This is a genomic window from Mycobacterium sp. 1081908.1 (assembly GCF_001673535.1).
GTDB lineage: Bacteria > Actinomycetota > Actinomycetes > Mycobacteriales > Mycobacteriaceae > Mycobacterium.
Window position 1 is genome coordinate 76,378 of record NZ_LZLY01000119.1, and the last position, 12,384, is coordinate 88,761.

At 70.4% G+C, this 12,384-nt stretch carries 8 protein-coding genes; 2 read left to right on the forward strand and 6 right to left on the reverse strand.

Translation table 11 applies throughout. The features are described from left to right. Window positions 1-5: 5 nt before the first annotated feature. Window positions 6-2,573 carry a bifunctional FO biosynthesis protein CofGH gene (locus tag A5655_RS18900; protein ID WP_156764938.1) on the reverse strand — a complete coding sequence of 856 codons (2,568 nt, stop codon included), beginning with the start codon at window positions 2,571-2,573 and terminating at the stop codon, window positions 6-8. 225 nt (window positions 2,574-2,798) lie between these two features. Between A5655_RS18900 and A5655_RS18905 the strand changes: the two genes are divergently transcribed. Next, window positions 2,799-3,884, forward strand: coding sequence for a PE family protein (locus tag A5655_RS18905; protein ID WP_067012550.1), 1,086 nt, complete (start codon window positions 2,799-2,801; stop codon window positions 3,882-3,884). A 9-nt stretch (window positions 3,885-3,893) separates the two neighbouring features. On the opposite strand, the gene A5655_RS18910 is transcribed toward A5655_RS18905, so the two are convergent. Both A5655_RS18910 and mshB read right to left on the reverse strand, forming a co-directional pair. Beyond that, entirely contained in the window at window positions 3,894-4,355 is a 462-nt protein-coding gene (locus A5655_RS18910) for a hypothetical protein (RefSeq protein ID WP_067012552.1), read from the reverse strand. 92 nt (window positions 4,356-4,447) lie between these two features. After that, window positions 4,448-5,350, reverse strand: coding sequence for an N-acetyl-1-D-myo-inositol-2-amino-2-deoxy-alpha-D-glucopyranoside deacetylase (gene mshB, locus A5655_RS18915; RefSeq protein ID WP_067012554.1), 903 nt, complete (start codon window positions 5,348-5,350; stop codon window positions 4,448-4,450). Between the two features lie 66 nt (window positions 5,351-5,416). Here mshB and A5655_RS18920 point away from each other — a divergent pair, with 66 nt between their 5' ends. Further along, window positions 5,417-6,028, forward strand: a complete 612-nt coding sequence (locus tag A5655_RS18920) for a TetR/AcrR family transcriptional regulator (RefSeq protein WP_067012557.1) — start codon at window positions 5,417-5,419, stop codon at window positions 6,026-6,028. Here the strand turns inward: A5655_RS18920 and A5655_RS29270 are convergent. From A5655_RS29270 to typA, 3 genes are all read right to left on the reverse strand, one after another. Next, window positions 6,025-8,301, reverse strand: a complete 2,277-nt coding sequence (locus tag A5655_RS29270) for a PE family protein (protein ID WP_082978741.1) — start codon at window positions 8,299-8,301, stop codon at window positions 6,025-6,027. The two genes, A5655_RS18920 and A5655_RS29270, sit on opposite strands and share 4 nt — an antisense overlap. Before the next feature lie 235 nt (window positions 8,302-8,536). Continuing rightward, complete coding sequence (locus A5655_RS18930; RefSeq protein ID WP_197508742.1) at window positions 8,537-10,423, reverse strand: ABC transporter family substrate-binding protein; 1,887 nt, start codon at window positions 10,421-10,423, stop codon at window positions 8,537-8,539. A gap of 67 nt (window positions 10,424-10,490) precedes the next feature. Beyond that, window positions 10,491-12,380 (reverse strand): translational GTPase TypA, encoded by a 1,890-nt coding sequence (typA, locus tag A5655_RS18935; RefSeq protein ID WP_067012563.1) that lies wholly within the window; start codon window positions 12,378-12,380, stop codon window positions 10,491-10,493. Between the last annotated feature and the right edge of the window lie 4 nt (window positions 12,381-12,384).

Sequence of the window (12,384 nt, forward strand, 5' to 3'; positions counted from 1 at the left end):
GACAATTACGCCGCCAGCGGGGCGTACGTTGTGGTGCGCTGGCGCGCCGGGCGGCCGATGCCCTCGGCGATCGCGGCCAGCTCCGCGGCGGTCTTCGACGACCCATGCTCCGACCCGGCCATCCGCGAGATGGTCTCCTCCATCAGCGTGCCGCCCAGGTCGTTGGCGCCGCCGTTGAGCATCACCCGCGTGCGCTCGACACCGAGCTTGACCCAGCTGGTCTGGATGTGGGAAATGCGGCCATGCAACATGATCCGCGCCAGCGCGTGCACCGCCCGGTTGTCCCGATGGCTGGGGCCGGGGCGCGCCGCGCCGGCTAAGTACAGCGGCGAGTTCTGGTGCACGAAGGGCAGCGGCACGAACTCGGTGAAGCCGCCGGTGCGGTCCTGGATGTCACGCAGCACGTTGAGGTGGCCCACCCAGTGCCGCGGGGTGTCGACGTGCCCGTACATCATCGTCGACGACGACCGCAGGCCCACCTCATGCGCGGTGCTGACGATCTCGATCCACATCGAGGTGGGCAGCTTGCCCTTGGTGAGCACCCAGCGCACCTCGTCGTCCAGAATCTCCGCGGCGGTGCCCGGGATGGTGTCCAGGCCGGACTCGCGCAGGCTGATCAGCCACTCGCGAATGCTCAACCCGCTCTTGGTGACACCGTTGGCGATCTCCATCGGGGAGAACGCATGCACGTGCATCGACGGCACCCGGGCCTTGACGGCGCGCACCAGCTCGGCGTAACCGGTCACCGGCAGCTCGGGGTCGATCCCGCCCTGCATGCACACCTCGGTGGCGCCCTCGACGTGCGCCTCCCACGCGCGGTCGGCCACCTCCTCGGTGGACAGCGAGTACGCGTCGGCGTCGCCCTTGCGCTGCGCGAACGCGCAGAAGCGGCACCCGGTGTAGCAGATGTTGGTGAAGTTGATATTGCGGTTGACCACGAAGGTCACGTCGTCGCCGACGGCGTCGCGTCGCAGCGAATCCGCCAGCGCGGCGACCGCTTCCAGCGCCGGGCCCTCGGCGGTCGCCAACGCCAGGTACTCGTCGTCGGTGCAGCCGGCGGGGTCGCGTTCGGCCGAGCGCAACGCGGCGAGCACATCGGTGCCGATCCGCTCCGGGGCGCGCGCCGCCAGCTCGTGCACGTGCGCGCGGATCGATTCCCAATCACCGAAGGCGCTGTCGAGGTCGCTGCGGGCCGCGGTGTTGCGGCCTTCGGTGTCGATCGCCGCGTTGAGGTCCACCCGGCCGGCGGACTCGACATCGTCGGGCTCCTGCCAGGGCATGCCCACCGGGTTGACGTCGCGGGCCAGGCCGGTCGCCGGATCGGCCAGCGCCAGCACGTGCCCCCGCACCCGAGGGTCGATCCACGCCGCGCCGGCCTGGACGTATTTGGGTTGCGCGGTCAGCCGCTGCACCAGGTCGTATCCGCCTTCGGCGGTGACGGCCGCCAGCTCGTCCAACGCGGGCCAGGGCCGTTCCGGGTTGACATGGTCGGGCGTCAACGGCGAGACGCCGCCCCAGTCGTCGACCCCGGCGCGGATCAGGGCCAGGCACTCGTCGCGCGACACCAGGTTGGGCGGCGCCTGGATGCGCATGCCGGGGCCGAGCACCAGGCGCGCGACCGCCACCGTCGCCAGGTAGTCCTCGATCCCGGCGTCGGGGAACGCCGCCATCGCGGTGTGTTCCTTGGCCCGGAAGTTCTGCACGATCACTTCCTGGACGTGCCCGAACTCCTTGTGCGACTTGCGAATCGCATGCAGAGTGTCCGCGCGCTCGGCAAGCGTCTCGCCGATGCCGACCAACAGCCCGGTGGTGAACGGAATGGACAGCCGGCCGGCGTCGGTGAGGGTGCGCAGCCGAACCGCCGGGTCCTTGTCGGGGCTGCCGTAGTGCGCAAGCCCTTTCGTTTCGAAGAGCCGCCGCGATGTCGTCTCGAGCATCATGCCCATCGACGGCGCCACCGGCTTCAGCCGCGACATCTCCGACCAGCTCATCACGCCGGGGTTCAGGTGCGGCAACAGCCCGGTTTCCTCCAGTACCCGGATCGCCATCGCCCGCACGTAGGACAGCGTCGAGTCGTAGCCCCGTTCGGCGAGCCACTCACGCGCCTCCGGCCACCGGTCCTCCGGCCGGTCGCCGAGGGTGAATAGCGCTTCCTTGCAACCGAGTTCGGCCCCGCGGCGGGCGAGGTCGAGTATCTCGTCGGGCTCCAGGTACATGCCGGCGCCCTGCGCGCGCAGCTTGCCCGGGACGGTGACGAACGTGCAGTAATGGCAGCTGTCGCGGCAGAGGTGGGTGACGGGGACGAACACCTTGCGCGAATAGCTGATCGGCAGCCGCCCGCCGGCGCCGCGCCGCCCCGCCGACTCGAGGCCCGCGTCGCGCACCCGCGCCGCGCTCGCGCACAGATCGGCGAGGTCGTCGCCGCGCGCGGTCATCGCGACCGCCGCCTCCTCGACGTTGAGCGCGACGCCGTCCCGGGCCCGCCGCAACACGCGCCGCAACGCCGACGCGCTGGCCTTAGGCGGGACGACGGGGCTAGGCAAAGCGCTGGGTGCCGGAGGCTCCGGTGTCAGTGGCACGTTGGTGTAACTTCCCCACGATCGAATTTCATCCGCCCGGCCCAACCTGTGCGGATCTTGGCCAGCGGTGCCATACGCGCAACAGTAGCGCCAGGCTCCTGGCGCCGTGCGGTCGACATCCCGCGGCCACGCGCGGGGCCGCTTGTTAAGTGTTTGGCAAACTTGCCCGCCGGCCAGCGGCGATCGAGATAGCATCCGTCGTATCCAGGGAGGTACCGAATGTCGTTCCTATTCGCCACCCCGGAGGCGCTGGCGGCAGCGGCTTCGGACTTGGCTGGCATTGGTTCGACGATCAACAGCGCCAGCGCGGCGGCGGCGGCCCCGACGTCCGCGGTGGCGGCCTCGGCGGCCGACGCCGTGTCGGCCCAGGTCGCGACCTTCCTTTCCGAGCACGGGCTGGGATATCAGCAGTTCAGCGCGCAGATCGCGCAGTTCCATGAGCAGTTCGTCCAGTCCCTGAGCTCCGGCGCGAACGCGTTCGCGGCGGCCGAGTCCAGCGCCGCGCAGAACCTCGCCGGTGCAGTGAACGCACCCGCCGCGGCGCTGCCCGGCGCCGCGGAGAGCCTCGCCAGCGCGGTGAACGCGCCCGCCGCGACGCTGCTCGGCGGCGGTGGCGGCGGCGTCGCGGGCGTGATCGGCGGGGCCATGTCCAATGCGGTGAACCGCGTCGAGAGCGTCGTGGCCGGCGCCAATTTCCTGGGCGGCGCGGGGCTGGGCGGCGGCGGTGGCGCGGGCATGGTCGGGGGCGGCCTGGCCGGCGCCGTGAGCGAGGTCGAGAGCGTCGTGGCCGGCCCCGGTTTCCTCGGCGGCGCCGGGCTGCTGGGGTCCGGTTTCCCGGGGGGCCTGTCGGCGCTCGCCAGCGAGGCCGGCACGCTGCTGCCGACCGGCGGGATCCGCGCCCTCACCGCGGCCAGCGCGCTCGTCACGCCGGCCGCCATGACCAACGCCGCCGTCGTGCCGGCGGCAACCGGGTCGATCGGCGACGCCATCAAGGCCGGGTACCTGCTCGTCGAGCCGTACGTCCAGTACGGCTTCGACCTCGCCGCGTACGTGGCCGGTTACCTGCCCTGGGTCGGCTGGCTGGCGCCCCAGATCTACTTCTTCTACGACCTTTTCGAGCCAATGGTGCAGGCCGCCCTGTTCAACACCATCGACTGGCTGCAGGGCAGCATCAGCTTCGCGCAAGGGCTGGCCAACTTCTGGGACGCCACCACGGCGTCGATCAACCAGTTCATCAATACCGAGGTCTACTGGGCGCTCAGCTTCCTCCCGCCGCTGCCGCCGCTGCCGCCCTTCTTCCCGTAACCGGGCCCGTCAGCCCCGTTGGCTGCGCCGCCACAACACCCACACCGGGGGGGCGACACCCAGCGCGATCAGGACCAGGGCCCCGTACGCCATCAGCCCCCGGCCGCCCAGGATCACGTCGTCGCCGGGACCGCCCATGCTCATCACGGCGACCGTCAGCAGCCAGGTCCACAACGGCAGCGCGGCAACCCGCGCGGAGCGGGTCCACAGGCCGGCCGACCACACCAGAGCGGCATTGACGAGTCCGCTGACCAGCGCGCTGACGGGGAAGGGAATCGACCCTATATAGGAAGGAAGCAGCAGCGCGCCGGCCAGCGCCGAAAGGATCCCGTCTACGGCCAGCAGCGCCAAAACGACGAAACGAATCGCGGGATCAGTCGCGCCGCCGTCCTGGATGGACGCGGCGCGTGGCTTGGTTTCGGTCAGGTCGGGACGCTGTCGACGTTGGCGAGTATCGAGCCGATGACCCACTGCAGGCTGTCGAGGCGGTCCTGCCAGTGCTGCATATTAGGGTCCAGGTCGGGGTCCATTCGAATTCCTTCCGTGGCTGCCTGTTTGGCAGCCTACCGCGTCACGGCGGCGGTCAAACCGAGCCCCGCGAGCAGATCCGTTTCCCACCCGCGCCCGTCGCGCTCCCCCGCCGAACCGGCCACCAGGATGTAATGCTCCTCGGCGAGGATGGGCAGCGCCAGGTTGTTCGACAGCGCGAGGGCCCGGCCCGTCGGGCCGACGACGAGCTGGGTTTCGTGCGCGGCGAGGGCGGCGATCTTCGCCGCCAGCGCGTCCGGCGCCGCCTGCACGACGGCGTCGATGTCGGAGTCCGCGTAGCCGAAGTCGAACTCGCCTTGCGGCGGGACGATCCAGCCGGGCAGCAGGTCGCCGCGATCCAGCTCCCGCCAGCCCGCCTGGAAAGCGCTCGTGGCCAGGACCGTCCAGTAGCACTTCGGCACCGTCCAGGGTTGGCCCGGGTAATCGTCGGAGGAGGCGGCGGCGACCGCGGCGGTCGTGACGGTGTGGGTGTGGATGTGGTCGGGGTGCCCGTAGCCGCCGTTGGGGTCATAGGTCACCACGACATGGGGGCGCTGCTCGCGGATCATGGCAACCAGCGCGCCGACGGCCTCGCGCTCGTCGGCGTCGATGAACCTCTGGCGGCCCCGCGGCGGGGTGCCCTCCATGCCCGAATCGCGCCAGCGGCCGGCACCCCCGAGGTAGCGGGGCGCGTCGACGCCCAGGGCCCGCAACGCGGCCGTGAGTTCACCGATCCGGTAGCCGCCGAGTTGGTCCGCGCGGTCGACGGCGAGCTCGGCCCAGCGGTCGCCGATGACCTCGCCCTCCTCGCCGAGCGTGCAGGTGACGACGCGCACCTCCGCCCCGCGGGCGGTGTAGTGGGCGATGGTGGCGCCGTTGGCGAGGCTCTCGTCGTCGGGATGCGCGTGCACGAACAGCAGCCGTGGAGTCTCGGGCATGGAGGCACCCTACCTCCGCGCCACCGACCCGCAGCGAATAGGAACGCGGGCGGCTACTATCGAGAAATGCCGCAGCTAATCCAGGACCGGAGCAGCACCCGGCGCCGCCGACGTGGCGAGGTGCTCGAACGCGCGCTCTACGAGGCCACTTTGGCGGAGTTGGCCGAAGTCGGCTACGGCGGGCTGACGATGGAGGGTATCGCGGCGCGCGCACATACCGGCAAGGCGGCGCTGTACCGGCGCTGGTGCAGCAAGCACGATCTGGTGCACGCCACCCTGGTGTACGCGCTGCCGCCGGTGCCCGAGCTGCGCTCGGGCCGCTCGCCCAGGGAGAACCTGCTCACTTTGTTCACTTCGCACCGCGACATGCTGGCCGGAAAGACCACTTTTCCCGGCCTCTACGTCGTCCAGCAGCTGCTGCACGAACCGGAGATGCGCACCATCTTCGCCGACGCCGTGGTGGCCCCTCGCCTCAAGATCGTCGAATCGATCCTGCAGGCCGCCGTCGACGACGGCGACCTCGACCCGGCCGCGATCACGCCGCTGACCGCGCGGGTCGGACCGGCGCTGATCAACCACCACTTCCTGCTCACCGGCGAACCGCCGAGCCGGCGCGAACTGGCGCTGGTGGTCGACACCGTGATCCCGCCGCGGGCACGCGCGGCAAGCAGTACCTAACCCACGAATATTCCGGCGAAGTCGGCGCCCGCGGCCAGGGTCTGGTCGAAGATGCCCTCGATGCCGCCGATGTTGCCGCCGTTGAAGACCTGCGCACCGGTACCGGTCAGGACCGTGCCGACCGCGGGGAACTGCACACCGCCCAGGAAGCTGTTGACCGTTTGCTCCCCGGTCAACAGGAACAGGTTGGGGATGTTGAAGAGCCGGTTCAGGCCGCCGTTGAAGGCGGTGTTGCTCCCGAATGTTGCCGTCTCCCAAGCCAGTTCGCTGTTCACCAGGTTGGTGTTGAAGCCGACCTCCGCGGGAATCAGGTTGGACAGGAAATTGAGCTGGCCCGACGCCAGGCCCTGCAACCCCGCCGTCGGCGCCGCCACCAGCGCGACCCCGAGGTTGGGAACCGTGGTCAACAGGGACCCGGTGAGGGCCGCGTTCAGCGACGCCTGCAGGCCGGCCGCGTTGATCCCCGCGGTCAACGCGGCCTGCAGGGAACCGTTGCCGGTCAACGCGGTTGCGATTCCGCTGACGACGTTGAGGTCCCACAGGAACTTGGTGTCCACGGCGCCCAGGAAGCCGCCGAGCGCCCCGCCGGCGATCAGGTTGGCCGGGGCGCCCATCGCAAGGCTGGCGAGGATGGCGCCGCCGGTCGGGAGTTGAGCACCCAGGATGCTGTCGAAGGTCACCTCGCCGGTGCCCAGCACGGTGTTCCAGAAGTTGAAGAAGCTGTCGATCATGCCGCCGACCGCGCCGGTCCCCCCGAAGAGCGCCGTCTCCAGCGCGGTCTCCTGGGCGACGAGGGCCGTGTTGAGGCCGAGCTCGTTGGTGATCAGCGCCGTGTTGAAGCCGACCTCCATCGCCTGCAGCTGGGTGAGGAACGCGGGCACGTTCGGCGCCGTCAACAGCACCTGCCAGGGCGCGACGAGGTTCGCGAACAGCGTGGGAAGCCCGGCGAGCCCGAGGCTGATGCCCCCGTTCAACGCGGCGTTCAGCTGGAGGCTGAGCCCGTTGAGCCCGGCCATGATGTTCACACCGAGGGTGGGGCTCAGGCCGAGCGCGCCGCCCAGCATGTTGAGCGCGGCGGTCAGGTTGGCCGGCAGGGTGAGGCCGCCCGACAGGGCCGGCAGGCCGGCGCTCAGGTTGGCGATCAGCGACCCGCCGGTTTGCAGGGCACCGGACAGGGCCGCGCCGAGGCCCGACAGGCTGCCACCGAAGCCGCCCGAGAGCGCGGCGTTGATCGCACCGTTCAGCCCGGCGAGCCCGCCGGTGAGGCTGGCCTGCAGCCCCGGGAACCCGGCGGTCAGGCTGGTCACCAGCGCATTACCGGTCTGGGCCAGTCCGGACAGCCCACTACTGATGTCCGCCGCCAGGGTGGCACCGAGCGGCCCCAGGCCCGAAAGGCCGCCGTTCAGGCCGCCCGACAACGCAGCGTTGATCGAGGCGCTCAGGCCCCCGAGCCCACCGCTCAGGCTGGCCGCCAGCCCCGGCAACGCCAGGCTCAGCCCGCCGGCCAGCCCGGCGCCGAGGTTCGCCGCGAGCGCGTTGGCGGCCTGGACGAACCCGGTCAGTTCGTTGCCGAAGTCGGTGGCAAACGTCGCCACGAGCGGCCCGAACCCTCCGAAGCCGGCGCCCAAGGTGCCCGACAACGCGGCGTTGAGCGAGGCGTTCAGCCCCGACAGCCCGCCGCTGAGGCTGGCCTGCAGCCCGGGCAGCGCGGCGTTGAAGCCGCCCGCCAGCCCGGAAAGCCCGGTGCCGATGTTCGTCGCGATCGCCCCGCCGGTCTGCGCCAGCGCCGTCAGCCCGCTGTTCACGTTGGTCGCGATCGCCGCACCGAGCGGCGCCAGGCCAAGGACATTGGCGCCTAGGCTCGCCGATACCGCGGCGTTGAGCGAAACCCCGATCGCGTTGAGGTCGGCGCTCAGGCTGGCCGCCAGACCCGAGATCCCGCCGCTCAAGTCGATGCCGAGTGCGGGGACCGCGCTCGCCAGCGTCTGCACGACGTTTACCTCGGCGGCCGCGTAGCTGCCCGCGCCCGCGGTCAAAGTTTGAACGAACTGCTGGTGAAATACTGCGGCCTGCGCGCTGAGTTGCTGGTAACCCGCGGCGTGCGAGGAAAACAATGCGGCAATTTCGGCCGAAACCTCATCGGCGGCGGCGGGCAGCAGGCCCGTGGTCGCGACGGCGGCCGCGCTGTTAGCCGAACCGATCATGCCAGCAAGATTCGCCAAATCCGTTGCCGCATCGGCAATCAGCTCTGGCGCTGCGATGAGAAACGACACCCTGACCTCCCCGGTTCACCCCACAATGACCGCTCTCCGACTGTTTCCCGCGCAGTCGACATCGCGATGGCCGCAGCGTATCGAAATGGCGCAACGAAAACGCGTGTTTGCACTAACGAAGTTTGTGGGTATGGGCGCCTATGGATTCGTAGCGAATTCGTTACTTTTGGTTCGCCCGGGGTAGCGCCGCGACCATTTTTAGAAAATGGTCGTTTTCGTCATCCGAAATGCGCGCTTACGGGCCGGTTTTGATCCATTGGCCGGCGTCTCCGACGATGCCGACGGGGACCGCACCGGACAGGCTGACGTTTTGCACGCTGGGCCCCGCCGCGACGATCGTCGTGTCCTGCAATATCGGCAAAACCGTGGACATGTTCCACAGCCGCGGTTCGACCGCGGTGATCACGTCGTTGATGCTCTTGGTGCCGTTGAGCGCCGCGTCGATGTTCGATTGAATGCTGCGGTCGCAGATTCCGGTGAGGTTCGACGGCGCCTGCACCAGGGCGCCCGGCTCGGGCGGGCGGCTGGGAGGCGTCGGAGTCGGAGTCGCGGAGGTGCTGGCGGGCCCGGTGGACGGCGTGGGCCCGGCCGCGGGGGTCGTCGTTGCCACGTTCGAGGTCGGGACCGTGGTCGTCTGCAGCGCGGGGCAGCCGTAGCGCGAGGCCAGCAGCGTCGCCAGATTGCCCCCGGCCCGATGCCAGCCGACGATCGCGTCCACCTGGTTGTTGGTCAGCGCGTCGCGATACAGCGTCACCGGGTCAAGCGCCAGCACGCTCGCGGCGATGCCGACGTTGCGCAACTGGTCGGCGGCGGTGTTGGCCACGGCGACGGAGGTCGGGTCGTTGGTCGCCACCCCGATGACCAGCGACAGCTGCTGGCCGTCCTTGCTGATGCGGCCGCGGGTGACCTCCGGTGGTCCGGTGCTCGCGGGGGTCGGCGACGGCGACGCCGTCGTGTTGGGTTCGACCTTGTATCCGGAGCCCTCCAACAACGCCAGCGCGGCGGGCGTGGTCATCGCGGGCGGCGCGGTCGGCTCGTAGCCGGGGTCGCTGGGCGAGCGGATCTGGGCCTGGTCCAGCGTGACCGTGTTGTCGCTGCCCGCGCCCACGGCCGCCAATAGGTCGACGTCGAGCAGGCCCAGGATCGCCTTGCGGACCTGGGAGTCGGACAGCTTGGACTCGTTGGCGCGCAGCGTGAGCTGCATGACCCGCGGCGTCACGATCCGCGCGGTGCGCACGTCCGGGATGGCCGACAGCTGCGCGAAGGCCGCGGAGCCGCCGTGTACCTGGGCCACTTGGGTGTCGCCGTTGCGCACGGAATCGGCCAGCGCGGCCGGCGCGCCGGCCCGGCGGAACAGGATCAGGGCGGGCTTGGCCGGCGCCCCCCAGTAGCGGTCGTTGCGGGCGATCAGGATCTCGTCGCGCTGCGGGTCGATGCTCTCCACCCGGAACTGGCCGCCGGTGACCGGCAGGGCCCGCGCCAGCCCGGCCGCGAAGCCGCCCGGCACGTCCTTGACGATGTGGGCCGGCAATATGTTGCTGAACAGCTCTTTCCACGCCGGATACGGTTGCGCGAACGTGACGACGGCCTGCTTGCCGCCCTCGAGCGACTGCACCCCCGTGATGAGGTCGTATCCGGCCGGATCGACGACCCCGGGCTGGCTGACCATCTGGCGCCACAGGTACCAGAAGTCATCGGCGGCGATCGGCGCGTTGTCGGTCCACTGCGCCTCGGGCCGGATCTTGTAGGTCACGGTGAACGGGTTCTGGTTGGTGACGTCGGCGGACACCAACAGGGTCGGGTCCATCTCCCAGCGCGAACCCGTCGGCGTGGCGGGGTCGGGCACCGGGCGGAACGCGCTGGGCAACACCAGCGCGCTGATCGCCGCGTTGACCGGCGACAGGTCCGACAGGAGGTGCGGGTTGAACCCGGCGCCGATCGAGTCGATGCCCATGATGATCTGGGTGGGCCGCTGCGGCGGCGGCGCCGAGTTGTGCGGGGTGTCGGTGCTCTGCGGCGCCGGCGGCGGGTTGACCGTGCACGCCGCCAGCGCCAGCCCGACCAACGAGACCGGCACGCCGACAGTCAGGATCAGGCGGCGGGCTCGTCTCGGCACGCCCATCAGGGTATCGAGCAGCTGCTCAGCAGCCCGCCCAACCACGCCCTCGACGCGGCCCGGCACCAAGCCGCTAGCCCCGGGCCTTGGCCCGCGCCCGGCTGCGGGCCCGGGAGGTGGCGTCGAGCTCGACCTTGCGCACCCGCACGATCTCGGGGGTCACCTCGACGCATTCGTCTTGCGCGCAGAACTCCATGGCCTGCTCCAGATCGAGCTCGAGCGGCTTGGCCAGCGTCTCGATGACGTCCGCGGTCGACGACCGCATGTTGGTCAGTTTCTTCTCGCGCGTGACGTTGACGTCGAGATCCTCTGCGCGCGGGTTGATTCCGACCACCATGCCCTCGTAGGTGTCCTGTCCGGGCTCGACGAAGAACTGGCCCCGGTCGGCGAGCTGGATGAGCGCGAACGGCGTGATGGTGCCCGACCGGTCGGAAACCAGGGAGCCGGTGTGGCGGGCCCGGATCTCCCCCGCCCACGGGCGGTAGCCGTCGAACACGGCGTTGGCGATGCCGGTGCCGCGCGTGATCGTGAGGAAGTCGGTGCGGAAGCCGATCAGGCCGCGGCTGGGCACGATGAAGTCCATCCGGACCCACCCGGCCGCGTGGTTGGCCATCTCCTCCATGCGGCCCTTGCGGCCGGCCATCAATTGGGTGATCGCGCCGACGAATTCCTCGGGGCAGTCGATCGTCATCGCCTCGAACGGCTCGTGCAGCTGACCGTCGATGGTCTTGGTGACCACCTGCGGCTTGCCGACGGTCAATTCGAAGCCCTCGCGGCGCATCTGCTCGACCAGCACGGCCAGGGCGAGCTCCCCGCGGCCCTGCACCTCCCACGCGTCGGGCCGGCCGATGTCGACCACCCGGATCGACACGTTGCCGACCAGCTCGGTGTCCAGGCGGCTGCGGACCATCCGGGCGGTCAGCTTGTGACCGGACACCTTGCCCGCCAGCGGCGACGTGTTGGTCCCGATCGTGACCGAGATGGCCGGCTCGTCGACCGTGATGCGGGGCAGCGCGTGGGCGTGGTCGGGATCGGCCAGCGTGTCGCCGATCATGATCTCGGGAAGCCCCGCCACGGCCACGATGTCGCCGGCGACGGCCTCGTCGGTGGCGCTGCGCTCGACGCCCTCGGTGGCGAGCAGCTCGGTGATCTTGGCGCTGGTGATCACCGGCACCCCGTCGACCTCGCGCATCCAGGCGACCTGCTGGCCCTTGCGCAGCTTGCCGTTGTAGATGCGGATCAGCGCGAGCCGCCCCAGGAAGGCCGACGCGTCGAGGTTGGTCACCAGGGCCTGCAACGGGGCCTCGGGGTCGCCCGACGGCGGCGGGATGTGCTCCATCAACACGTCGAACAGCGGGTCGAGGTTGTCGCCCGCCGGCGCCTCGCCGTCGGCCGGCTGTTCGGTGCTGGCGATGCCCGCCCGCCCGGACGCGTACAGCGTCGGCAGGCCCAGGGCATGCTCGGCGGCCTTGGCCGCCTCGTCGTCGAGGTCCGACGCGACGTCGAGCAGCAGGTCGTGGCTGGCGTCGACGACCTCGGCGATGCGCGCGTCGGGCCGGTCCGTCTTGTTGACGACGAGGATGACCGGGAGATGCGCCGTCAGCGCCTTGCGCAGCACGAACCGGGTCTGCGGCAACGGGCCCTCGGAGGCGTCGACGAGCAGCAGGACCCCGTCCACCATGGACAGTCCGCGCTCCACCTCCCCGCCGAAGTCGGCGTGCCCCGGGGTGTCGATGACGTTGATGACGGTGACCGTCCCGTCCGCGTTGTGGCGGTGCACGGCGGTGTTCTTGGCCAGGATGGTGATGCCCTTTTCCTTTTCCAGGTCACCGCTGTCCATGATGCGTTCCTGGGTGTCGTCGCCCCGGTGCGTCAGGGCCCCGGACTGCCGCAGCATCGCGTCGACCAGGGTCGTCTTGCCGTGGTCGACGTGGGCGACGATGGCGACATTGCGGAATGGCACGTCG